Origin of the sequence: Methylobacterium sp. Leaf112, from assembly GCF_001423295.1 — a bacterium.
Classification (GTDB): domain Bacteria; phylum Pseudomonadota; class Alphaproteobacteria; order Rhizobiales; family Beijerinckiaceae; genus Methylobacterium.
In genome coordinates this window covers 26,277-49,518 of sequence record NZ_LMNG01000023.1, presented here as the reverse complement: position 1 = coordinate 49,518, position 23,242 = coordinate 26,277, and the positions used below count along the sequence as shown (strand labels likewise).

21 protein-coding genes and 1 pseudogene are annotated in these 23,242 nt (G+C 71.9%); 12 read left to right on the top strand and 10 right to left on the bottom strand.

Annotation, left to right across the window (positions count from 1 at the left end):
• Positions 1 to 161 precede the first annotated feature (161 nt).
• Positions 162 to 611 (bottom strand): annotated as a pseudogene (locus ASF52_RS10620) (CoA-binding protein); the annotation flags it as partial.
• 29 nt (positions 612 to 640) lie between these two features.
• Between ASF52_RS10620 and ASF52_RS10615 the strand changes: the two are divergent.
• The 4 genes from ASF52_RS10615 to ASF52_RS10600 all read left to right on the top strand — a co-directional run bounded on the left by ASF52_RS10615 (position 641) and on the right by ASF52_RS10600 (position 2,637).
• Positions 641 to 1,081, top strand: a complete 441-nt coding sequence (locus ASF52_RS10615; protein WP_056171594.1) for a PaaI family thioesterase — start codon at positions 641 to 643, stop codon at positions 1,079 to 1,081.
• 271 nt (positions 1,082 to 1,352) lie between these two features.
• On the top strand, positions 1,353 to 1,826 hold the full coding sequence (gene rplM, locus ASF52_RS10610) for a 50S ribosomal protein L13 (RefSeq protein WP_056171592.1): 474 nt from the start codon (positions 1,353 to 1,355) through the stop codon (positions 1,824 to 1,826).
• Between the two features lie 2 nt (positions 1,827 to 1,828).
• Entirely contained in the window at positions 1,829 to 2,308 is a 480-nt protein-coding gene (gene rpsI / locus ASF52_RS10605) for a 30S ribosomal protein S9 (RefSeq protein ID WP_056171590.1), read from the top strand.
• Between the two features lie 77 nt (positions 2,309 to 2,385).
• Positions 2,386 to 2,637: a hypothetical protein gene (locus ASF52_RS10600; protein WP_056171589.1), complete on the top strand. Its 252-nt coding sequence runs from the start codon at positions 2,386 to 2,388 to the stop codon at positions 2,635 to 2,637.
• A 6-nt stretch (positions 2,638 to 2,643) separates the two neighbouring features.
• Here ASF52_RS10600 and ASF52_RS10595 read toward each other — a convergent pair whose 3' ends face one another.
• From ASF52_RS10595 to ASF52_RS10585, 3 genes are all read right to left on the bottom strand, one after another.
• A complete protein-coding gene (locus ASF52_RS10595; protein WP_056171588.1) occupies positions 2,644 to 5,706 on the bottom strand; it encodes a PAS domain S-box protein in 3,063 nt (1,020 codons plus the stop codon).
• Positions 5,699 to 6,394, bottom strand: coding sequence for a TerC family protein (locus ASF52_RS10590; RefSeq protein ID WP_056172148.1), 696 nt, complete (start codon positions 6,392 to 6,394; stop codon positions 5,699 to 5,701). The genes ASF52_RS10595 and ASF52_RS10590 overlap by 8 nt, the downstream gene beginning before the upstream one ends.
• 521 nt (positions 6,395 to 6,915) lie before the next feature.
• A complete protein-coding gene (locus ASF52_RS10585) occupies positions 6,916 to 8,166 on the bottom strand; it encodes a molybdopterin molybdotransferase MoeA (RefSeq protein ID WP_056171587.1) in 1,251 nt (416 codons plus the stop codon).
• 158 nt (positions 8,167 to 8,324) lie between these two features.
• On the opposite strand from ASF52_RS10585, the gene otnI reads away from it, so the two are divergent.
• A complete protein-coding gene (otnI, locus tag ASF52_RS10580) occupies positions 8,325 to 9,116 on the top strand; it encodes a 2-oxo-tetronate isomerase (protein ID WP_056171584.1) in 792 nt (263 codons plus the stop codon).
• A 34-nt stretch (positions 9,117 to 9,150) separates the two neighbouring features.
• Here the strand turns inward: otnI and ASF52_RS10575 are convergent, their stop codons facing one another.
• The 3 genes from ASF52_RS10575 to tssH all read right to left on the bottom strand — a co-directional run bounded on the left by ASF52_RS10575 (position 9,151) and on the right by tssH (position 13,490).
• The gene (locus tag ASF52_RS10575) at positions 9,151 to 10,164 is read right to left on the bottom strand and encodes a LysM peptidoglycan-binding domain-containing protein (protein ID WP_156630070.1); all 1,014 of its coding nucleotides are present in this window, start codon (positions 10,162 to 10,164) and stop codon (positions 9,151 to 9,153) included.
• Positions 10,165 to 10,280: 116 nt separating this feature from the next.
• Positions 10,281 to 10,757, bottom strand: a complete 477-nt coding sequence (locus ASF52_RS10570) for an Hcp family type VI secretion system effector (protein ID WP_056171580.1) — start codon at positions 10,755 to 10,757, stop codon at positions 10,281 to 10,283.
• A gap of 66 nt (positions 10,758 to 10,823) precedes the next feature.
• Positions 10,824 to 13,490 carry a type VI secretion system ATPase TssH gene (tssH, locus tag ASF52_RS10565; protein WP_082515283.1) on the bottom strand — a complete coding sequence of 889 codons (2,667 nt, stop codon included), beginning with the start codon at positions 13,488 to 13,490 and terminating at the stop codon, positions 10,824 to 10,826.
• Positions 13,491 to 13,733: 243 nt separating this feature from the next.
• On the opposite strand from tssH, the gene tssA reads away from it, so the two are divergent.
• The 6 genes from tssA (at position 13,734) to tssE (ending at position 19,700) form a co-directional block, all read left to right on the top strand.
• Positions 13,734 to 14,810 carry a type VI secretion system protein TssA gene (tssA, locus tag ASF52_RS10560; protein ID WP_056171578.1) on the top strand — a complete coding sequence of 359 codons (1,077 nt, stop codon included), beginning with the start codon at positions 13,734 to 13,736 and terminating at the stop codon, positions 14,808 to 14,810.
• 120 nt (positions 14,811 to 14,930) lie between these two features.
• On the top strand, positions 14,931 to 15,467 hold the full coding sequence (gene tssB / locus ASF52_RS10555; RefSeq protein WP_056171576.1) for a type VI secretion system contractile sheath small subunit: 537 nt from the start codon (positions 14,931 to 14,933) through the stop codon (positions 15,465 to 15,467).
• Between the two features lie 2 nt (positions 15,468 to 15,469).
• Complete coding sequence (tssC, locus tag ASF52_RS10550; protein WP_056171574.1) at positions 15,470 to 16,963, top strand: type VI secretion system contractile sheath large subunit; 1,494 nt, start codon at positions 15,470 to 15,472, stop codon at positions 16,961 to 16,963.
• 7 nt (positions 16,964 to 16,970) lie between these two features.
• Positions 16,971 to 18,383 (top strand): type VI secretion system contractile sheath large subunit, encoded by a 1,413-nt coding sequence (gene tssC / locus ASF52_RS10545; protein ID WP_244473779.1) that lies wholly within the window; start codon positions 16,971 to 16,973, stop codon positions 18,381 to 18,383.
• Between the two features lie 28 nt (positions 18,384 to 18,411).
• Positions 18,412 to 19,221: a type VI secretion system accessory protein TagJ gene (locus ASF52_RS22585; RefSeq protein WP_156630068.1), complete on the top strand. Its 810-nt coding sequence runs from the start codon at positions 18,412 to 18,414 to the stop codon at positions 19,219 to 19,221.
• Positions 19,222 to 19,229: 8 nt separating this feature from the next.
• The gene (gene tssE / locus ASF52_RS10540; RefSeq protein WP_056171572.1) at positions 19,230 to 19,700 is read left to right on the top strand and encodes a type VI secretion system baseplate subunit TssE; all 471 of its coding nucleotides are present in this window, start codon (positions 19,230 to 19,232) and stop codon (positions 19,698 to 19,700) included.
• 77 nt (positions 19,701 to 19,777) lie between these two features.
• Here the strand turns inward: tssE and ASF52_RS10535 are convergent, their stop codons facing one another.
• From ASF52_RS10535 to ASF52_RS23480, 3 genes are read right to left on the bottom strand one after another with little or no spacing between them, the layout of a single operon-like run.
• Positions 19,778 to 20,362 (bottom strand): YcbK family protein, encoded by a 585-nt coding sequence (locus tag ASF52_RS10535; protein WP_056171570.1) that lies wholly within the window; start codon positions 20,360 to 20,362, stop codon positions 19,778 to 19,780.
• Positions 20,359 to 21,513 carry a type IV secretory system conjugative DNA transfer family protein gene (locus tag ASF52_RS10530; protein ID WP_056171567.1) on the bottom strand — a complete coding sequence of 385 codons (1,155 nt, stop codon included), beginning with the start codon at positions 21,511 to 21,513 and terminating at the stop codon, positions 20,359 to 20,361. Before ASF52_RS10530 ends, ASF52_RS10535 begins: the two co-directional genes overlap by 4 nt.
• Positions 21,510 to 21,644, bottom strand: coding sequence for a hypothetical protein (locus ASF52_RS23480; RefSeq protein WP_274533789.1), 135 nt, complete (start codon positions 21,642 to 21,644; stop codon positions 21,510 to 21,512). Before ASF52_RS23480 ends, ASF52_RS10530 begins: the two co-directional genes overlap by 4 nt.
• 296 nt (positions 21,645 to 21,940) lie before the next feature.
• Here ASF52_RS23480 and ASF52_RS10525 point away from each other — a divergent pair, with 296 nt between their 5' ends.
• Positions 21,941 to 23,158 carry a DotH/IcmK family type IV secretion protein gene (locus tag ASF52_RS10525; protein WP_156630064.1) on the top strand — a complete coding sequence of 406 codons (1,218 nt, stop codon included), beginning with the start codon at positions 21,941 to 21,943 and terminating at the stop codon, positions 23,156 to 23,158.
• Positions 23,159 to 23,242 lie beyond the last annotated feature (84 nt).

Genomic DNA, 23,242 nt, shown 5'->3' with positions numbered 1-23,242 from the left:
CTAGTTGCGCTTTAATCGAGCAGCTGCGAGAGATGAATTATCTGGCAGCTCCGTTGATTAATATTGATGCAATTTTCTGTTGACGAGGCGTGATTAAAGAGACGGGCCTTTATATTATTAGAATGATTGATTGTAAGCATTACGCCTGAAAAATGGTATCACCGAAATAACTCAATCTTCGGGCACCGATCCATCACCACCACACACCCTTTCGCCTCCGCCCGTGCAGCGGCAGCGTCATCCCGCACGCCGACCTGCATCCAGATGAAGCGCGGCAGCCAGGGGAGGGCGAGGGCCTCGTCCACCACGCCGCCGGCCGCGTCGGAACTGCGAAAGATCTCCACCATGTCGACGGGGGCGGGCAGGTCGGCGAGGCGGGCGAGGACGGGCTGGCCCAGGAGCGTCCGGCCGCCGAGCCCGGGATTGATCGGGGTGACGTGAAACCCGCGTCCGAGCAGGAACGCCATGACGTGGTGGCTCGGCCGGGCGGGATTGGCCGAGGCGCCGACGAGGGCGATGCTCCGGGTCTCCGTGAGGATCCGGCGGATCAGGGCGGGGTCGTAGGCATCGTGATCGGGCATGCCCCCATCTTGTCGGGCATGCCCCGGCATGCTGCAAGGTGGAACGGAGACCCGACCGCATGTCCGACGCCCCCAATCTTGCTTTGTCCCTGCCCGAGACCGTGGCGTTCCTCGACGCGGCGTTTCCCCAGATGGCGGCGGGCGGGCGGACCTATCACCTCGTCGGCGTCGGCCCCTTGCGCGCGACCATGCGGATGGACCACCACGAGCGGCACCTGCGCCCCGGCGGCACGGTCTCGGGTCCGTCCATGATGGCGCTCGCCGATTACGCCCTCTACGCGGCGATCCTGGCCAACATCGGCCCCGTGGCGCTGGCCGTCACCACGAGCCTCAACTTCAACTTCCTGCGAAAGCCCGGCCCGAACGGGCTGGTGGCCGAGGCGCGCCTGCTCAAGCTCGGGCGCCGGCTGGCGGTGGGTGAGGTGGCGATCACGGCCCCCGATTCGGAGGACCTCGTCTGCCACGCCACCGGCACCTACTCGATCCCGCCGGAGCGGTGAGGCACGAAGCCGTTCCCCCAAGGGGACGATGGTGCGGGCATTCCCCGCTGGAACCGCGGCGCCTCCCACGAGAGGGGCCAGGAGAGAGTTGCGGTACCAGAATACCACTTCCGCGAACCTGCTCAGAACATTGTGGTTTTCGCCATTTCGCAGTCCAAAACCGCATCCGGGCTTGACGCGCCCGCCGTCACCCCCTAGAGACCGTACCAACGCCGTCGCGTCCCGAACGCGGCGGCGCACCCTTTTCAAGATCAGACTGGAACGTCACGGGATGAGCAGCGCGCAAAAGACCTTTTCGCTGAAGCCCGCCGATGTCGACAAGAAGTGGATCATCGTCGATGCGGAGGGCCTGGTCGTCGGCCGGCTCGCCTCCATCATAGCGATGCGCCTGCGTGGCAAGCACAAGGCTTCGTACACGCCCCACGTCGATTGCGGCGACAACGTCATCGTCATCAACGCCGAGAAGGTGAAGTTCACCGGCCGCAAGCGCGAGCAGAAGGTGTACTACCACCACACCGGTTACCCGGGCGGCATCAAGGAGCGGACGGCGAAGTTCATCCTCGACGGCCGTTTCCCCGAGCGCGTGGTGGAGAAGGCCGTGGAGCGCATGCTCCCGCGCGGCCCGCTGTTCCGCGAGATCATGGGCAACCTCCGGGTCTACAAGGGCACCGAGCATCCCCACACCGCCCAGCAGCCGCAGGCGCTCGACGTCGGCAGCCTCAACCGCAAGAACGTGAGCGCTTGATCATGGCGACCCTTCAGTCCCTCTCCGACCTCACCCGCGGCAACGTCGAGAACCCCGAGGACGCCGCCCCGGTCCACGTGCAGAAGCTCGATGCCCAGGGCCGCGCCTACGCCACCGGCAAGCGCAAGGACGCGGTCGCCCGCGTCTGGATCAAGCCCGGCAACGGCACCGTCGTGGTCAACGGCCGCGCCGTCGAGGTGTACTTCGCCCGTCCGGTGCTGCGCATGATCCTGCGCCAGCCCCTCACCATCGCCAACCGCGTCGACCAGTACGACATCACCGTGACGGTGCATGGCGGCGGTCTCTCGGGTCAGGCCGGCGCCGTGCGCCACGGCCTGTCCAAGGCCCTGACCTACTACGAGCCCGAGCTGCGCTCGCCGCTCAAGCGCGAGGGCTTCCTCACCCGCGACAGCCGCGTGGTCGAGCGCAAGAAGTACGGCCGCAAGAAGGCCCGCCGCAGCTTCCAGTTCTCGAAGCGCTGACCGGCCCATATCGATCCTACGGAGAGGGCGGCGTCACAGCCGCCCTTTTTGCGTTCACTCAGCAGGAGCAGCCCGCGATGGCAAAACCCTTCCGGCGCGTCGAGGCCCCCGTGGCGAGCGCCGTCACCCTGTGCCTCGACCAGAAGTGCGGCGACGTGACGGGCGAGGTCAAGCTCGCCGACGGCCGGCTGTTCAGCACCACCGGGCCGCTCCCCGTGGCCGAGGCCTTCGGCATCGCCGTGCACGTGGCCAACGAGGGCAGCCTCGAGATCGTGGTGATCGATCCCGGCGCCGTGTGGAAGCCGTCCTGGGGCGTGCTCGAAGGGTAGGTCCCTTTACGGGCGCGCGTCCGGCCCGGATGCGCGCTGCGACAGCAGCCCGTCGATGGCGGAGAACAGCAGGGCCCAGTCCACGGGTTTGGCCACGTGGGCATCCATGCCGGCCGCCCGGCAGCGGGCGATCTCCTCCGCCATGGCGTTGGCGGTGAGCGCCACGATGGGCAGCCGCGCGCGGCCCTCGTCGGCCTCCGCCCGGCGGATCGCCCGCGTCGCCGCCAGACCGTCCTGGCCGGGCATCTGCACATCCATGAGCACGAGGTCGAAGGGCGGCTCCGTCGCCACCGCACTCACCGCCCGCTCGCCGTCGCCCACCACGGTCACGGCGTGGCCCTTCTGGCGCAGTACCGTGCCGATGATCTCCTGGTTGATGGGGTTGTCTTCCGCCAGCAGCAGCCGCCGCGCCAGGGGCGCCGGGGCCGTCAGCGCCGTCCGCCCGGTTCCGGCATCGGCCGCCTGCGCCAGGGGCAGGGGCACCGTGAACCAGAACGTCGAGCCCTCGCCCACCCGGCTGGTGGCGCCGATCTCGCCGCGCATGAGGCGCACGAGGCGGCGGCTGATGGCGAGGCCGAGGCCGGTGCCGCCGTATTGCCGCGAGATCGAGCCGTCGGCCTGCGAGAAGCGCTCGAACAGGTGGGGGAGGGCGTCGGCCGCGATGCCGATGCCGGTGTCGACCACCTCGATGGTGACGAGGGGCACGGCGCCGGTACCGCTGTGGCGCGCCCGCAGGGTGACGCTGCCGTCCGGGGTGAACTTGATGGCGTTGGTGGCGAGGTTCAGCACCACCTGCCGCAGGCGCGTCGGGTCGCCGATGAACCAGTCGGGCATCCCGGGGGGGACCTCGACGGAGATCGCCACGGACCGGTCCCGCACCGCCTCGACGGAAAGTTCGCGGCACGCCTCCAGGAGGGCGCGCAGGCCGAAGGGCAGGGATTCGACGGTGAGCTGCCCGGCCTCGATCTTCGAGAAGTCGAGGATGTCGTTGACGATGGTCAGCAGCGAGCGGCCCGATTCCTGGGCGAGGCCGAGGAGGCGGGTCTGCGAGACGCTCAAGGTCGCCTCGCCCATGAGCAGATCGTGGACGCCCAGCATGCCGGTGAGCGGCGTGCGCAGCTCGTGGCTCATGTTGGCGAGGAACTCGGCCTTCACCCGCGCACCGGCTTCCGCCGCCACCTTGGCGCGCTCCAGGTCGGCTTCCTGGCGCTGGCGCTCGGTCACGTCCCGGATGGCGTGGATGATCTGGACGCCGTGCTCCTCGATGCGCCGGAACGCGGCCTCGACCCAGATGTCCGACCCGTCCTTGTGGCGCAGGCGATAGACCGCCGAGCCCGTGGGGCGCGCCGACGACAGGGCGTGCAGGGTCGCCGACAGGTTGGCGATGTCCTCCGGGTGGACGAGGGTGCGCAGGCCCGCCTCGTTGGCCTCGTCGACGGTGTAGCCGAGCATCGGCGTGACGGCGGGCGAGATGTAGAGGTGGCGCCCGCTCGGGTCTTCGAGGAGGATGAGGTCCGAGGCGTGGTCGGCGAGCAGCCGGTAGCGCGCCTCGCTGTCGCGCAGGCGGTCCTCGGCGAGGCGCCGCTCGGTGACGTCCGTGAGGGTCTGGACGTAGCCCTTGCCGCCGAGGATCGGCAGGGAGCGGATCTCGATGACGCTGCCGTCGACGCGGCGCCGCTCGGAGCGCAGGTCCGTGGTGCGCCGCTCGCCGTCGAGGTGCCAGTGGGCCGGGTCCTGGATCAGGATGCCCCAAGCGCCCGTGGCGCGGCAATGCCGGCGCACGGCCCGGTAATCCGGGCGCCTGGCGATCATCTCGGGCGGCAGGCGCAGGATCTCCAGGGCGCGGTGGTTGGCCATGGGCACGGTGCCGTCGGCGGCGATCACCATCAGGCCCTGATCGATGCCCTCCAGGGTCGCCTCGAGGAGTTCGGACTTGTCGGCCAGCGCCCGCTCCACCTGCTTGCGGTCGGTGAGGTCGGCGAACACCCCGAACAGCGCATGGGTCGCCTCGGCGCCGCCCGCATTGGTCACCTGATAGACCCCGCGGGCGAACACCTCGCGCACGTCGCCGTCCGGCCGGACGATGCGCAGGCGGATCTCGAAGCCGGTCCGGTCGCGGATCGCGGCGGCGATGCAGGCCTCCACGCGCGCCCGGTCGTCGGGATGGTAGGCCTGGATCGCCGCCGCCAGGGTCGGCACGAAGGTCGCCGGGTCGACGCCGTGGATGCGGAACACCTCCTCCGACCAGGTCAGCGCGAAGCCGGGCAGGCCGATGAGCCAGTGGCCGACATGGGCGACCTCCTCGGCCATGCCGAGAAGGTGGGTCGCGGCGTGCGCCTCCGCCTCGGCGGCCTTCAGCCGCGTAGTGTCGCGCAGGGTGATGCAGACGAGCGCGGCGCCCTTCGCCCCCCGGAGGGGAACGTAGAGGGCGTCCGTGCTGTCGAGGCCACCGAGGCGCAGGCTCCGACCCTCGCTCCGCACCGGCAGGCCGGTGGCGACCGCGCGTTCGAGGTGCGGCCGCATGGCCTCGGCGTCCGCGCGTGAGAACACATCCGTGAAGGGCAGGTTTTCCGGGTAGGCCAGGCTTGCCGGGGAGGCCAAGCCTGCCGGGGAGGCCAGGCTTGCCGGGGAGGCCAAGCTTGCCGGCGAGGCTTGATCTCCGGGCTGCGCGAGGCGGCGGCGCGCGGCCGCGTTCGCCCGAAGGAGGGTCGCCTCGCTATCGGCAGCGACCGACACGAGGAGCTGGAGATCCGGCGCCGCCTCGAAGGCGTCGAGGAAGCGGGCCTCGGCCGCGTCCGCCTCGGCCGTGAGCCGCCGGGTACGGCGTTCGGCCGCGATGGCGAGGCCGAGGAGGGCCGCCACCGACAGGCAGACGATCAGGGCCGGGACGAAGCCACCGGCCACCGCGAAGTCGACCCCGGCGACATCGACCCCCGCCCGTTCGATCTCGGCCGGCTGGACGAGCTGCCAGCTGCCGAGCAGCAGGATGGCGAGGGCAGCGGAGCCCGCCGCCCATGCGGCGGCGGAGAGGCGCGGACGATGGGGCGTGCCAGAGCGGTCTTCAGCCACGCTGCACCGCGTCGGCAGCCTGGGTCCGGCGCCGCGTGAGGAGGGCGGCGACGCCGATGACGAAGGCGGCGCAGGCCGCGGCCGCCCAGGTCGCGGCATGCGGCACCGCGGCGATCCGCTCGACCACGAAGGGGTCGGTGGCGATCATCTCGCCGGCGATCCAGCCGAGCAGGCCCGCGCCGGCCCAGACGATGGCGGGATACTTCTGGAGAAGGCGGCTGATGAGGGTGGCGCCCATGACGATGAGGGGAATCGACAGCAGCAGCCCGAACACGAACAGCTCCACATGCCCCTTGGCGGCGGCCGCGATGGCGACGACGTTGTCGAGGCTCATCACCGCATCCGCGATGGCGATGGTCCGAACCGCCCGCCACAGGGAGGTGCTCTCGTCCACCGTGTGGGCATCCTCGTCCTCGCCGAGCGCCAGCTTCACGGCGATCCAGACCAGCAGCACGCCGCCGACCACGCGCAGGAGCGGCACCGCAAGGAGCCAGGTGATCGCCAGGGCGAAGACGATGCGCAGGGCGACCGCCGTTCCGGCACCGAGCAGCATGCCGATGCGGCGCTGGCGCGGCGGCAGGGCCCGGCACGCCAGGGCGATGACCACGGCGTTGTCGCCGGAGAGCAGCAGGTCGATCCACACGATCTGCAGCACCGAGACGAGGAAGGGCGTGTCGAGGGTGATCATCGAAACCTTATGGGGCGTCGTCTGGCGGAAGCGGATGCCGTTCCGGGCGTGCGCCCGAACGGGGGACATGAGCCCGGTCTCGTACCGTCCCCATGTGAAGTGCCTACTCGCGTGCCGTCGCGCCAGTGCTCCCTTACCGTCGCGGCTCGCGGATTCACACTTCTCGGCGCGACGCAGCCCTCACCCCAGCGGATTTCTGACGTGTCCGAGACCCGTCGAACGTCCGGGACGGCGTCGACGGTCCGGGCGCTTCGCCAGCCTCGGCCCGACGGGGACCTCGTCCACCGCGGTTGTCAGCCTGACGCCACACGGGCTGTGGCCTCGGTTCCTCGCGCGGATGACGCGGGCCGCCACGCCTTACAAGAGAGGGAGCGCCCTCGTGCCTCACGCTGGCGGAGGGCGGCTTCCGACGCGCGCCCGCGGGCCCGTGTCCGAACCCGGTGCCCTCCCGGGGGAGGGCGCCCGCACCCGATCCCGTGGCCAGGCGGGTCGTCCCCTCAACGCCGCCCGCGACGGCAAGCTCACGCGAGGCTCGTATGGGGATAGACCGCGATCCCGTCGCCCACGCGCACGGCGGTCAGGTCCTCGGACAAGACGGCGAGGCCGTCGCTCGCCGCGAGCGACAACAAACCGCCCGCCGCCGCGCCCGCGGGCCGGACCGCCTCGAGGGTACCGTCGTCGGTTCGGCGCAGGCCGACGCGGAGGATTTCGCGCCGGCCGGCCTTCTTGGCGTGGTCGAAGGCGGCGCGGGCCGCGACCGCCAGGGGCGGGGGCGAGTCCCAGCCGCCGAGCCGGGCGAGGAGGGGGCGCACCACGAAGAGGAGGGTGACGTAGGCGGCCACGGGATTGCCCGGCAGGCCGACGAACGGCGTTCCGGCGATGTCCCCCATGGCGACGGGGCGCCCGGGTTTGATGGCGAGGCGCCAGAAATCGAGCCGCCCGACGGCCTCGATTGCGGGGCGGACGTGATCCTCCTCACCGACGGAGACCCCGCCGGTGGTGATGAGGCAATCGTGCCGGCCGGCTTCCGCCGCGAGGCGCGCGCCGAGGGTCTCGGGCCGGTCGCGCAGAATACCGAGATCGCGCACGTCGGCGCCGAGGCGGCGCAGCAGGGCGGCGAGCATCGGCCGGTTGGAATCGTGGATCGCGCCGGCCTCGAGGGCGGCCCCGGGCTCGGCGAGTTCGTCGCCCGTTGAGAACAGCCCCACCAGGAGGCGCCGGCGCACGTCGAGCCGGCCGTGGCCGGCGGCGACCGCGAGGCCGATGTCGGCCGGGGTCAGGCGGTGGCCCGCGGCGACGATGCGCTGGCCCGTGCCGACATCTTCGCCTTTCTGGCGGCAATTGGCTCCCGGTGCCAGACCGGCCGGCAGCACGATCTCGTCCCCGGTGCGGCGGACATCCTCCTGCATGAACACCGTGTCGGTGCCCTCCGGCATCGGCGCGCCGGTGAAGATGCGCATGGCGGTGCCGGGGAGGGCAATGCCGGTCTGCCCGGCGGCGATGCGGCCCCGCACGGGCAGGCGGGTCTCGCCCGTGGCGGCGAGGTCGACGGCCCGCACGGCGTAGCCGTCGACGGCGGAATTGTCGAAGGGCGGCACGTCGCGGCGGGCGGTGAGCGCGTGCGCCGCCACCCGGCCGTCGGCCTCGCCGAGGCTCACGCTCTCGATGCCGGCGCGCACGGGGAGCGCGGCGACGCGGGCCACGGCCTCGTCGAGGGACAGGGCGAGGGATCGTCCGCGACCCACGAGGCTGCTGTCGGTGAGTTGCGCCATGCCGCCGGACCCCGCTTCTCCGGCCCGAGCCCGAAGCGCGGACCGTTTCGGATCTGTACGCTGCCGGGCTAACCTGCCGACTCGCCAAGGGCAATGTGCGGGCACGCGGCCGGCCGGTTGCGAACGCCCTCTTCGAATGCCCGGGAGTGCCAGGACCCATGCCGCGCTTTGCCGCCAACCTCACCCTGATGTTCACCGAGGTGCCGTTCCTCGACCGGTTCGCCGCGGCGGCGCAGGCCGGCTTCACGGCGGTCGAGTGCCTGTTCCCCTATGGCCATCCGCCGGAGGCGATCGCCGACCGCCTCGCCCGGCACGGCCTGACCCTGGCCCTGTTCAACCTGCCGCCGGGCGATTGGGACGCGGGCGAGCGCGGCCTCGCGGCCTTGGCCGACCGATTCGCTGAGCTCCAGGCCGGCATCGAGACGGCCTTGCCCTACGCCGCCGCCACGGGCGTCGCCCGGCTGCACCTCATGGCGGGCCTCGCCGACCCGCGCGACCCGGCGGCGCGGGACGCCTATCGCCGGGCCGTGGCGTGGACCGCCGAACGGCTCGCCCGTGCGGGGCTCGACCTCGTGCTGGAGCCGATCAACGCCCGCAACATGCCGGGGTACTTCCTCGCTGATTTCGGGGCGGCGGTCGATCTCATCCGCGACCTCGCCCTGCCGAACCTCCGGCTCCAGTTCGACCTCTACCATTGCCAGATCCTGCACGGCGACGTGACCACCCGCCTGCGCGCCCTCCTGCCGCTGGTCGGCCACGTCCAGACCGCGAGCGTGCCCGCCCGCAACGAGCCCGGCACCGGCGAGATGAACGACGCGTTCCTATTCGCCGAACTCGACCGCCTCGGCTACGCCGGTTTCGTCGGCTGCGAGTACAACCCCGCCGCCGGCACCGAGGCGGGCCTGGGCTGGTTCACCCCCTACCGGGCCGGGCAGATCGTGGGCGGGTGAGGCCGTCGTTCGCCCGCACCGCCGCGCGGCCGGATCAGCCGCCGATCCGCACCGGCGTGCGCGGCAGGGCCGCCGCGGCGAGACCGGCGGGCAGGCTGCGCCCGGCCACGGACGACCCGAGCATGGTCACGATGTCGGTGAGGCCGCCGCCCGGGGTCACGCACGCCTCCGACAGGATGGTTCCGACGAGCATCACCCCCGCGCTCGGCGCGGCGCTCGCCCAGGTCCAGGTCGACGGATCGTCGCCGCGCGCGCCCGTCGGGGCGGCCGCGCCCGCCGTGGCGCTCCGCGTCGCCCGCAACTCCACCGCGAGGGTGACGCCCTGACCCACGAAGGTGTGGTTGGCGATGCGGCCCGCGAAGTCCGGCAGGGTGATCTCCGCCGTCAGCACCGGCTCGCCGCGGGCGGTCACGCCCGATGTCAGCCGGGCCTCGGGGGCTGCGACGGACGCCAGATCGAGCAGCGGCGCGTGGTAGCGCACCCGGGCGGCGCCGGCGTTCCAGCCCAGCCGGGTGCCGCGCGCGGCCAGGAGCCGCCCCAGCAGCATCGCCGACTGGGTCCGCGCCTGCGTCTCGGCGCTGCGAAGGCTGTAGTTCACCAGCGGGACAGGGCCGTTGCGCTGCAGCGCGATGGCGCCGCTGATCCGGAGCGTGGCGCCGAACGCTTCGCCCCGCACCGCGAGGCGCTCGTCCGCGAGGTGGAAGCCGTGGGCGAAATCGTTGACCAGGGTCTCGGCCGCCACGTTCCGGGCCAAGCCGTCGGCGATCGGCCCTGCCGCGCTCCCCCCGCCGCGCACCCCCGGCGAGCGCGTCGCCTGGCTGGCGGGCGCCCTCCGCTGCGTCGCACGCTCCCGGCTGGCGGGCAGGAAGATGGCTTGGCCCGGAACCAGCCGGTCCGGGTTGACGAGGGGCCGCTCGGTCATCGCCAGGATGTCCGGGCGATTGTTGAACGCGTAGAGATCGGGCCAGCGGGCGGGATCGCCGTAATGCGCTTCGGCGACACGCCAGAGCGTGTCGCCCGCCTTCAGCACGTAGCGGACAGGCTTCATCGGGTTCCCCGTGTTGGTCCGCCGCCGCGCCACGGGGCGGGCGAAGGCCGGATCTCGATCCACCCGAGCCGCACGCCGGCGCGGCCCGGTTCCGATGCGTGTGTGGCCGCGGCCCGTTAGGACGAGCGGGCGGTGGCGAGGTCGTAGGAGGCGATCATGGGTGATTGCTGCGCGTTCTTGTCGTCGAACGGCGTGTACTTCACGTCCATCTTGGTGAAGTTCAGCGTCACGGTCTCCACCGGACGGTCGCCCGTGGTGCCGACGGTGTAGCCGGCGATCAGCGTGTTGTGCAGCGTGAACTCGATGTAGGTGTCGCCGGGGTTTCCAGTGGTGACGAGGTGGATCGTCGCCGTCTTGCCGTTGCGGCCCGAGCAGGCCTCTTGGAACAGCTTGGTGGTGGAGCTGTCGCTGACCTTGGTCAGGGTGACTTCGCTCACCGTCGGCTCGGAGGCTTCGCGGTTCGAAGCGGAGCCCGCAAAGGTGTTCATGTTGCGCGTCACGTTCCAGTGCAGCGACTCGATGTCCATCCAACGCTTGTGCGTCTCGTGGGTGGCGTCGCCCTGGATTCCGTCGATCTGCAGGTAAATCGGCATGGTTTGGGCCCTCTGTCTCGTGTGGAGCGGTGTGGGCGGTGTCGCCCGGGAACGTTCGCCGGCGCCCTAGGAAGGCGGACCGTGCGAGGGTGCGACCGGGGGCGTCGCGGCCCCGGCGGTTGCGGCGGGGGCCCCGTCGGCCGAGGCGGTGAACTGTCCGTGGGACGCCACGCCGAGGGCGATCTCCCGCGGCACGCGTCCGTCGAGGGCGTGTTCGAGGATCAGGTCGGACAAGGCCGGCAGGATCTCGCGGGTCAGGGTGCCCTCGATGGCCCGCGCGCCGATATCCGCCGCGAGGCAGCGGGCGACGATCCGCGCCTCGACTCCGTCCTCCCAGACCAGCCGGGTCCCGTGCGAGGCCGCCGCGCGCTCGCGCACCCGCTCGAGCTGGAGCCGCGCGATCCGCGCCAGGATCTCGGGCGTCAGGGGTCGGTAGGGCACGATGGTCACGCGCCCGAGGAACGCCGGCTTGAAATGGCGCAGGAGCTCGGGCCGGATCGCCTCCACCAGGGCTTCGCCCTCCGGCATCGTCTCCGGGTCGGCCGCCAGCGCGGCGAGGGTCTCGGACCCGGCATTGGCCGTCAGGATCACGGTGGTGTTGCGGAAATCGACGTCGCGGCCCTCGCCGTCGCGCAGGGAGCCCTTGTCGAAGACTTGGTAGAACACGTCCTGAACGCTCGGGTGCGCCTTCTCGACCTCGTCGAGGAGCAGGATGCCGTAGGGCCGGCGCCGGACCGCCTCGGTGAGGACGCCGCCCTCGCCGTAGCCGACGTAGCCCGGCGGTGCCCCGATCAGGGAGGAGACCTTATGCTCCTCCTTGAACTCCGACATGTTCACGACGGTCAGGCTCGCCTCGCCGCCGTGCAGCGCCTCGGCCAGCGCCAGGGCGGTCTCGGTCTTTCCGACGCCGCTGGTCCCGACCATGAGGAACACGCCCGGCGGCTTGCGCGGATCGGCGAGGCCGGCGGTGGCGGTCCGCGTCGCGGCCGCGATCGTCGCGAGCGCGGCGTCCTGCCCGGTCACCCGCCGTTTGAGGCGCTCTTCCAGGGATTGCGAGGCGAGGGCCGCGTCGCGCAGGAGCCGCCCGGCCGGAATCCCGGTCCAGCGCGCGATCACGGCGGCGACGGCCTCGCGGTCGACCTCCCGGTGGACGAGGGGGGCGTCGCCCTGCAGCGCCGCGAGGTCGGCCGTCAGGGCGGCGTGCCGCTCGGACACGCCCGGACGCGCGATCTCCCCGGGGGCCTCCAGGGCCTCGATCGCCGCGATCAGTTCCCGTTCCCGCCCGAGCCTGTCGCGGACGGCGGCGAGGCGCTCCTCCACGGCGCGGATGCGGGCGTCGAGTTCCCCCGGCGATCCCGGCCCGCCAGTCCCGTCCCCCTTGGCCCCGTCCCCCTTGTCGCCGTCCCGGGCCCGCGAGGTCCGCTCCGTCTCGAGGTATCGTGCCTCGGCCACGAGATCCTGCAGGGCGGCCGGGTCGGAGGAACGGCTGATCGCCACCGCGGCGGCGGCCGTGTCGAGCACGCTCACGGCTTTGTCGGGCAGCTGCCGCGCGGGCAGGTAGCGGGCCGACAGGCGCACGGCCTCGACAATGGCGGCGTCACGGATCGTCACCCCGTGGTGGGCTTCGAGGACCGGCACGAGACCGCGCAGCATCCGCACGGCGTTCTCCTCGCCCGGCTCGTCGACCTTCACCACCTGGAACCGGCGGGTCAGGGCCGGGTCCCGCTCGATGTGGCGCTTGTATTCGGACCAAGTGGTGGCCGCGATCGACCGGACCTCGCCGCGGGCGAGGGCCGGCTTCAGGAGGTTCGCCGCATCGCTGCCGCCGGCCTGGTTGCCCGCGCCGATCAGCGTGTGCGCCTCGTCGATGAACAGGATGACGGGTGTCGGCGCCGCCTTGCAGGCGGCGATGACCGCCGTGAGCCGGCGTTCGAACTCGCCCTTCACGCCCGCGCCGGCCTGCAGGAGACCGAGATCGAGGGCACGGATGCACACGTCCGCCAGGGGGGCCGGAACCGCGCCGGCGGCGATCTGCAGGGCGAGCGCCTCGACGATGGCGGTCTTGCCGACCCCGGCCTCGCCCGTGAGGATCGGATTGTTCTGCCGCCGCCGCAGGAGGATGTCGATGACCTGGCGCAGCTCCGGCTCGCGCCCGATCACGGGATCGATCCGGCCCGCCCGGGCTTCAGCGGTGAGGTCCACCGTGTAGCGCTCGATCTCGGCGTCCTCGGGCGAACGGCCGTCGACCGGGGGGCCACCCGATTCTCGGACCGATGCCGGAACGGCCGCGGCCATGTCCGCCATCCGGCCCGGATCGACCCGAAGGGACGGGGCGATGTCCCGGACCGTGGCCCTGAGCGCGGTCGAGGTGGTCAGCGCCGAGACGAGGTCGGCCGCCGTGACCGTATCCCGGCCGTAGCGGAGGGAGGCCGTCAGCCAAGCCTCCTCGATCCACCCGATCGTCGCCTGCGACAGGGAGGGGGCGCCGCCGCCGCTGCGGCGCATCCGATCCAGTGCATGGGCGACCTCGTTCGACACCGAGGCGGTCCGGCAGTCGAGTTCGCTCAAGAGATCGGTGAACGGCCGGCATCCGTCGACGAGGGCCAGCAGCCAGTGCTCGACCTCAACCGCCCCGTGCTCGCGGGCGACCGCGAGGCCGACGGCCTTCTCCAGGGCCTGCCGAAGCGGCGGGTCCAGTCTTGCAACCACGACGTGAAGGTCGAATGTCGGCATGGGATCTCGTCTGCTCCGCCGCGCCGGACCATGAAGCCGCTGCGATCGCTGTCTTCGACTGGGGTTCAGCCTTGGTCGTGAAGGTGGAGTTCGAATTCTACTTGTGTCGTCAGGCTAGAGCGGCTCCGGCCAGTCGGATCCGAGCCGGGGTCCGCCGAACGCCCCGGGCGTCAGTTATTATAACTCTGCCGCGAGCGGTCAAGGCCTGTACAATCGTAGATAGATGCGCTTTATCGAGCGTCGATGCCGATCGATCTCGCCACCCTGTTGGAGCGTTTCAGTGGACCCGAGCCCGCCGGCTCGGATCTGAGGGCGAATCTCGGTTCGGACGCGCTGTACCTCCGGTTGAAGGATGCGCGGTCGCAGGCCCGCGCGGCGGAGCGCACCGCCGAGGCGTCGGGTGAGCCGACCTCGGTGCCCGCGGCCTGGACCACGGTCCGTCAGCTTGCCGCCGAGGCTTTGGCGAACCACAGCAAGGATCTGGAGGTCACCGCCTGGCTCACCGAGGCGCTCGTCCGGCAGGACGGCTTCTCCGGCCTGGCGCAGGGCTTCGCCCTGGTCGACGGGCTGATCGACCGGTACTGGCCCGACCTGCATTCGAACGACGAGGACGATGCGGAGGGCCGGCTCTCTCCCCTGGCCGGACTGAACGGCGTGGGCGGCGACGGGGTCCTGATTCAGCCGATCCGGATGATCTCGCTGCTTCCGAACCACGCCTACGGCGCGAACGCCCTCTGGCACATGCAGCGCTCGGGGCGGGAGGCCGACCGGTCCGGCCAGGATTTCCTGGAGGCGCGGGCGGCGGCGGGCTCCGAGGCCCTGCGCGCCCATGCCGACATGGCCCGCGCGGCCTACGAGGCGTTTCAGCGCATGAGCGCGACCCTCGATGCCTTCTGCGGCGCCGACGCGCCGCCATTGTCCAACATCCGCACGGTTCTGGAGGACGTCCTCGACGTCTACCGGAGGATGCTCGGCGAATCCTGGTACGGCCCGGCCGCGACCGTGGCCGTGCCGGTGCCGCAGGACGCCCCCGATCCGGCGCCCGCTCCCGACGGGCCGGCCGCTCGCCCGGCCCCGAAGGGCGTCCAGACCGAGATCGCGACGCGGGACGAGGCCTTCGACGAGCTCCTTCGGATCGCCGCCTATTTCCGCCGGGCCGAGCCGCACTCGCCGATCTCCTACGCCCTCGAGACCATCGTGCGGCGCGGCCGGATGAGCCTCCTCGATCTGCTCTCCGAGCTGATCCCGGATGCGGCGGGCCGGGTTCAGTTCCTCCGACAGGCCGGAATCGAATCCGGTGCCGAAAGGCCCGTGCCGTGAGGCCGTCCAGGTCCGAAATCCCGGCCGGTTCGGCTCCGCCACGGATCGTCGCGCGCGGATCGCCGCGGCGCTCCCGCTGCCCAGATCGCCGTCCCGGCTCCAGCACAGGAAGAGGTTCGCGTGTCCAGCATTCATGAGAAGCTCGAACGCGTGCGCAAGCCGCGCGTCCATATCAAGTACGAGGTCGAGACCGAAGGCGCCCTGATCGAGAAGGAGCTTCCCTTCGTCGTCGGCGTGCTGGGTGATTTCACCGGCAATCCGGCGGAGCCGCTCAAGCCGTTCCGGGAACGCAAGTTCGTCCAGATCGACCGGGACAATTTCGACGAGGTCATGGCGCGCATGGCGCCCGGCCTCAACCTGCTCGTCGACAACACGCTCGCCGACGACGGGACGCAGATGGCGCTGAAGCTGCGCTTCAACAAGCTCGACGATTTCGAGCCCGCCGCCATCGTCAGGCAGGTGCCGGCCCTGGCCAAGCTATTCGAGACCCGCAACGAATTGCGCGATCTCATGACCAAGGCCGACCGATCCGAGGATCTCGAGCTCCTGCTCGAACGCATCCTGCAGGACAACGGCGAACTGCGCCGCCTCGTCGGCGAACTCGACCGCGAGGCACCCGGCTCGCCGCCGACCCACACCCCCGACGGAGCTCTCTGACGATGTCGCGATCCGCCGATCCCCGCACCCTCCCGACCACGGAATCGGTCACGCGCTCCACCAGCCTGCTCGATACGGCCATCGCGGCGACGAAGCAGACGGAGCCGGACCGGACCGAGGGCCTGTTGCGCACCCTCACGCAGACCGCCCTCGCGGGCACCGTGAGTTTCGACCGCAACCTCACCGTCACCCTGACCCGGGCCATCGCGGAGATCGACGCGCGGATCTCGCGGCAGCTCGCGGCGGTGATGCACGATCCCGAGTTCCTCAAGCTGGAAGGATCGTGGCGCGGCCTGAAATACCTCGTCCACAACAGCGAGACGTCGGCCAACCTCAAGATCCGCGTGCTCAACGTCTCGAAGCGCGAGCTCGGCAAGGATCTGCTCAAGGCGACGGAGTTCGACCAGAGCCAGATCTTCAAGGCGATCTACGAGAACGAGTTCGGCACCCCCGGCGGCGAGCCGTACGGCGCGCTCATCGGCAACTACGAGTTCTCGAACCACTTCGAGGACATCGAGATGCTGCAGGGGCTCTCGGGCGTGGCGGGTGCCGCGTTCGCGCCCTTCATCGCCGCCGCGAGCCCGAAGCTGTTCGGCTTCGAGGATTTCCGCGATCTCGCCCGGCCGCGCGACCTCGAGAAGATCTTCGACACGGTGGAATACGCCAAGTGGCGCTCCTACCGGGATTCGCCGGATTCCCGCTTCGTCACCCTGACCATGCCGCGCGTCCTCGCGCGGTTGCCCTACGGCCGCGAGACCCGCTCGGTGGACGAGTTCGATTTCGAGGAGACGCCCGGCGGGCTCGTCGGCGAGCGCACATCCCTCACCCACGCGCAGTATTGCTGGTCGAATGCCGCGTTCGTCCTCGGCGCCCGCCTGACCGACGCCTTCGCCAAGACCAGCTGGGCCACCGCCATCCGCGGCGCCGAGAGCGGCGGCAAGGTCGAATCCCTGCCGATGCACGTCTTCCAGAGCGATGACGGCGACCTCGACCTCAAATGCCCCACCGAGGTCGGCATCACCGACCGGCGCGACGCCGAACTCGGCAAGCTCGGGTTCCTGCCGCTCTGCCACTACAAGAACACCGATTACGCCGTGTTCTTCGGCGCGCAAACAACCCACAAGGCCGAGAAGTACGATCGCCCGGAGGCGACGTCCAACGCCGCGATCTCGTCCCGGCTGCCCTACATCATGGCCACCGCGCGGTTCGCGCACTACCTGAAGGTCATCGCCCGCGACAAGATCGGCTCCTTCATGGAGGCCGAGGACTGCGAGAAGTGGCTCAACCGCTGGATCGGCAACTACGTCAACGCCAACGACGACGCTGGCGCGGAGATGAAGGCCCGCTATCCCCTGCGCGAGGCCAAGGTCGAGGTCCAGGAAATCCCCGGCCGGCCCGGCTCCTACAACGCCATCACGTGGATGCGGCCCTGGCTGCAGATGGAGGAGCTCACGACCTCCCTGCGCATGGTGGCCCGCATCCCGCGGCAGGGCTGATCGCCCGGTGCTCGACGCGGACCGCGCACAGCCCGCATCGTCCTTCGGGGGGATGGGGCAGGCGGCCCCGTCCGATGGCGCGGCCGCGCGCAGGCAGGCCGACCGCCTCGTCGCGCTGATCGACCGCGCGCTCAACACGTCCGTCAACGCGATCCTGCATCATGCCGAGTTCCAGGCGTTCGAGGCGCGCTGGCGCGGTCTCGCCTACCTGGTCGGGGTGGCGACCGAGACGGGCGACGTCCAGGTCAAACTGCTCTCGGTGTCCTGGCGCGACCTGTGCCGGGATTTCGAGCGGGCGGTCGAGTTCGATCAGAGCCGCCTGTTCGAGCTCGTCTACGCGCAGGAATTCGGCATGCCGGGGGGCGAGCCGTTCGGGCTGCTGCTCGGCGATTATGCGGTCGGCCACCGCTTCGATCCCGTCGACCGCACCGACGACATCGCCGCGCTCAAGGGCATCGCCGGCGTGGCGGCCGCGGCCTTCGCGCCGTTCCTCACCGCATTGCGGCCCGAAACCCTCGCGGTCGACGCCTTCACGGACCTCGACGGGCTGCCGCAGCTCGGCGGCGCCTTCGACGGGCCCGACTTCCTCCGCTGGAAGAGCCTGCGCGAGACGGAGGATTGCCGGTTCCTCGGCATCCTGGCGCCGCGCGTGCTCATGCGCCGGCCGCACCGCGCCCACCATCGCGGCCGGGTGGACGGCTTCCCGTTCGAGGAGGATGTGCGGGCCGATGGCCATGCCCTCCTGTGGGGCAGCCCGATCTACGCCTTCGCCCGGGTCGTCCTGCGCGCCTTCGGACTGTCGGGCTGGTTCGCGGACCTGCGCGGCGCCCCGCAGGACCAGGATGGCGGCGGCCTCGTCACCGACCTGCCGACGCTCTCCTTCGGCACCGATCGGCCGGGCCTCGCCGCGCAGCCCCCCGTGGAGATCCGCCTCACCGCCAGCCAGGAACGCCAGCTGTCGGACCAGGGCATCATCCCGGTGGGCTGGGTGCCGTTCACGGCCTCCCTGGTGTTCAACGCCAACCCGTCCCTGCATCGGCCGCCCCACAGCCTGGGCGCCGCGGCCGAGGAGAACGCCCGGCTCGCCGCCATGCTGCAATACGTGCTCTGCGCCGCGCGCTTCGCCCATACGCTCAAGGTGATGATGCGCGATCAGGTCGGGCGCCTCGGCGACGCCCCCGCGGTGGAGCGCCTGATCGTCGACTGGCTCGGCCGGTACCGCCTGGGCAACGACACGGCCGCTCCGGAACTGAAGGCGCGCTATCCCCTGCGCGACGCCGGCGTCGAAGTACGCGAGATCCCCGGCCGCCCCGGCGTGCTCGGGTGCACCCTGCGCCTGCAGCCGCATTTCCAGCTCGACGACGTCGCGGCGAGCTTCCAGCTCGTCGCCGAGGTCACCACCGCACAGAGCGGCGCGTGACGCCGTTTCCCCCGCCAGAGGCCTGACCATGACCACGACCGACGACGCGCCGACCGGTCTCGCCGACCTCCTCGACGCCGGGCGCCTCGACGATGCGATCGCGGTCGCCTCGCAGGGCGTGAAGGCCCGGCCGACGCAGGCCGCGGCGCGCCTCGCCCTGGCCGAACTGCTGGTGCTCGCCGGCGCCCTCGACCGGGCCGAAGCGCAGCTTCAGGTCGCCATGGAACACGCGCCGGCCGAGGCGACGGCCCTCGTCGCCATGCGCCACCTGCTACGGGCCGCCGTGGCGCGGGAGGCCTGGCACCACCAGGGCGCCCTCCCGGATTTCATCGACGGCCCGACCGCGCGTCAGGGGGAGGCGATGCGGTTGGCCCTCGCCGTGCGGGCGGGCGATGCCGCGGCCGCCGAGGCCGCACGCCTCGCCCTCGAGGCGATGCCGCCGATTCTGGCCGCCGTCGACGCGGGCGCGATGCAGGAGGTCCGCGACGTGTGCGACCTGTCTCAGGCCGGATTCGAGGCGCTGACGCTCGCCGGGCGCTACCTCTGGCTCGCGCCGGAGCGGGTCGAGAGCCTGGTGTTCGCGCCGCCCCGGCGCCCGACCGACCTGCTCTGGCGCCGGGCCGAGGCGCGCCTCGTGGACGGACGCGAGACCACCTTCCTCGTCCTGGCGCAGTATCACGATCCGGAGGCCGGCGAGGCGGCGCGTCTCGCCCGCGAGACCGCCTGGATCGACCTGCCCGGCGGCACGGTGCGGGGGCGCGGCCAGCGCGTCTGGCTCGTCGGCGAGGCGGTGCGCGAGTTCCTGAGCCTCGGCCGCGTCGCCTTCGCGCCGCGCTGAGCCGCGGCATGCGCCTCCAGGCCTCCCTCCTCGATCGGCTGATCGACGACGAGCCCGAGCGGGCGGCGGACCCGCCGCGGGCGCGGAGCGACGCGCTGCGCCGCATCCGCGAGGGCTTCCGGCGCGACCTCGAATCGCTCCTCAACACCCGCCGGAGGCCCACGACCCTGCCGGCGGCCTTCACCGCCCTGCGCGGAGCGCTGCCCGGCTACGGCGTCGAGGATTTCGTCGGCGCGCCGCTCGCCACGGCCGAGCAGCGCACCGACCTCGCCCGCGCCCTCGAAGCCACCATCAAGGCGTTCGAGCCGCGGTTCCACTCCGTGCGGGTGAGCGTCGTCAAGGGCCGCGATCCCCTCGAACGCCTGCTGCGCATCCGCATCGAGGCCGTCGCGCACCTCGGCGCCGGCCCGGAGCCGGTCGCGTTCGAGACCTCGCTCGACCCGGCGATCCGAAGTTTCGCCGTGGAGAGCCCGCACTGAGGGGAATGGGTGTCGCGTGATCGCGGGCGCCGGGGCGACCGATGGCCCGCGCCGCGGAAGAACCACTCCGCCCCCGCTCAGGGCGACGGCTCCGGCGGCTTCCTGGCTTCGCCGCCCCAGCTGCGGCGGGTCCAGACATCGAGATGGGTGAAGCTGTCGTAGAGGCCGATGCCGCCGTCCGAGACGAAGGAGGCCGCGAGGGCGACGGCGCTGGGGGCGTACCCCTTCACCTGCACGTCGGCGGCATAGCCGTAGACGTGCATCGACTGGCGCGCCGCGTTCTCCAGGGCGGCGTTGTGGGCCGGGGTCCGGTAGCCGCTGGTCACCAGGAGGGGGAGCGGGGCGCCGTGGACCGCCGCCATGCTCGACTGGACCGAGGCGAGGAGGTCGAACAGGCGCGGCTCCATCCAGACCGCCCGTTCGTCGTCGCGGATGTCGCGCATGAACCATGACAGCAGGAGGATCTGCGCGCGGTCGTAGGCGCCGGACGGGTCCCGAAACCGGCTGACGATCTCCGAGCCGTCGGCGCGGCGCAGCCAGAGACGGTCACGGCCGTTGGGCCGGTCACGCAGGGACGCGAGGGCGTCGGCATAGGCGGCGTCGCCCGGCCACGCTCCGGCGAGGAGACCGCCCAGGACGGTGCGGCGCGCGAAGCGCCTCAACGGAAGGCGGCGGGGGCTGCGGCGCGAAACCGGGGGCTCACCTGCAGGCTGACGACGCGCTCGCCCACGAAGGCGCGCGCGCCGTCCGCCGCCACGCGCACCCGGCGGGCCGACGTTCCGACCACGGGCAGGCTGACGGCGCCGCTGCGGGCGAGGTCGTGATAGCGGCCCATCCCGGCATGGTCCCGCTCGAGGCGGTCGAGGTTGGCGGTGAAGCTGGCGCGCGCCTCGGCGATCCCGACCGCGACGCCGGATTCGAAGGCGATCCCCCAGACGCCCTCCTCGGCGCCGCCCTCGGGCCGGACCTCGGATGCCGATGGCGGCAGCGTCGGCGGCACGCCCGTGTTGTAGAGGTAGTCGCGCCAGCCCGGAGGCGCGAGGGCGAGGCGCGCCGGCCGCACGATCTCGAAGGCGCCCAGGGTGAGGTAGAGCCGCCGGTCGTCGGCCCGCTCCCCGAGGCGGCGCAGCTCGACGATGACGGGCGGCACCAGGGTACGGTCGATCATCAGGGGCGCGAAGTCGTAGCGCCGGTCGAGGGCCGCGCCGTAGGCGCCGTCGAGTTCGGCGTTGATCTGGGCCGTCTCGTCCGCGAAGCCCTGGCGCACGCCGACGCCGCGGGCCGCCTGGGCGATCACCTGCTGGCGGATGTCGCCGTTCTTCGAGCGCAGGCCGCCGTAGCGGCCGTAGACCGGCGAGCCCGGATCCTGCAGCAATTCGTAGCTGGTGTCCGGATCGGGCGCGGGAAGCATCGCAGCGCCGCCGCCGCCCGGCGATCCGCCACCGCCGGATCCTCCTCCCTGGCCGCCGCCGCCCTGACCGCCGCCCTGACCGCCCCCTTGGCCACCGCCGAGCAGACCCTGCATCTGCGTCGCGCCGGCGCGGCTCGGCACGTTCGGGCTCCCCTGCGACTGGGTGATCTGGTTCAGGGCGGGATTGGTGGCGGGGTAGGGCGATCCGTAGCCGGGATACGGGGGAGGATAGAAGCCGCCGTACCCGGCCGGCGCCCCGTAGGGATAGGGCGCGGGGGCGAAGGCGCCGGGCACGAAGGGGGCCGCGGCTTGGGTCGCCGCGAGGATCGGACTCACCTGAGCGGTCGCGGCGACCGGAGCGAGCGACATCGTCGCGGCGAGGAGCGGACGAACGAGCCTCATAGACCGCGCCGGCCCATCTCGTCCTTGAGGAAGCTTCGCGTGCTCTCGGGCGAGCCCGTGCCGCCCGTCGAGGAACAGGCCTGAAGGCCGAGGGCCGCCGCAACCAGGACGAGCAGGCGTAGCGACTTCATACCCGGGCTCCCTGCAATAACCAGAAGTTGTCATCCCCGTTCGGAAGCGCCCGCGTCAATCCGATTCGGCGGGTCCGCCGGTGATTGCCGGGCCCTGTGTCCGGGGGAGCACAGAACCGAAGCACGGTCCCCTGGCGCCCTGCGATTTTCAGGCGTTCCCGCTCCGCCGAGTTGTTGCCGAAAACCCGGGGTGTGGCAGGAATGGCATTGCGTTTCGGCGCCGAAGCACGGCAGGTGAGCCGATCCCGCCACAACCGAGGGGTGGTGACGTGCGTGAGGCGAAGAGGCTTTCGGGCTTGATCAGCAGGAAATTTTCGCCACCCCTGGTGGTGTGGCTCTGCGTTCTGGCGCCGGGCGGAGCGGCGCCGGCCCTGGCGCAGGCGCGTGCCGCGACCCAGGTGGCGCAGGCCGAACCCGCCCGCCCGGTCGCGGGCGAGGCTCCCGCGCCGCCCTCGGCTTCTGGGCCCTCCTCGGCTTCTGCGCCCCCCGGCCCGGCCCCCCAGGCGCAGCGGGCCGCGACGCCTCCGCCGCCGCGCGAGCTCACGCCGGCCGAGGTCTCCGCGCTCCAGAGCGCCATGACCGACCGGTCGGGCGGTGCGATCCTCACCCCCGGGAACATCGGAGCGATCCGAAACCGAATCATCGATGCGCAGAGCGCCGCCATGGCGTCGGGCTACTCGGACGAGCCGCCGCCCAAGGTCCGGCCGAAGCTGATGAGCATCCAGCCTCAGGTCGACATGGCGGCGCCCCAGGTCGTGCACCTCGCCTTCGGGATGGTCACGCCGATCACGATCCTCGACGGTGGCGGCCATCCCTGGCCGATCACCGCGACCGCCTACGACCCGCGCATGTTCGCCGTCGACGGCGGCGGCTGCGGCGGCCAGGCCGTGGCGCCGGCCGAGCGCCCCAGCACCATCCACATCATGCCCTGCCGGGTCTCCACCTACGGCAACATCTCGATCACCATCGAGAACTACCCCCTGCCGATCGTGCTGATCGTGCGCAGCGGCGGACGCGGGATCGAGACCGTGGACCTGCCCGTCGCCATCACGGTGCGCGGGCGCGGCGCCTCGGCCGCCGGCCGGGCGCCGGACGCCGAGGCCGCGTCCACCGCGGCGGCGAGCCGGCTCCTCCGGGAGGGGCCCGTCAACGCCCGGCACACGGCGCTCGTGGCCGCCGCCGCGGGGGCGGATGCCGGCCCCGCGCGCCTCGTCTCGACCCGGGTTCGGCGCGCGGGCGGCCCGCCGGACCCCGACCGGCTGATGGACGATTTCGGCACCGGCGTCCCGCCCCGCTCCGCCCTGCGCCTGCGGGTCGACGACCCCGTGGTGTCGGCCTGGAGCTACGGCGGGCGGCTCTACGTGCGCGGACCCGTCGTCGTCGTGAACCCGGTTCAGGACGCCATGGCCCAGACCACGGATGGTTTACGGGTCTGGCGCTTCGACCGGCCGGTGCCGCGCCTTCTCGTGACCGATGCCGAGGGCCGCGAGCGCGCCATCACCATCGCGTACTGATTCCGTTCGCCGGACCGGGACCGCCTCGGATCGGCCGCATGCCGTGCGACCCCGTCCGCGTGTCTCCGCCCTGGTGACCCCGCC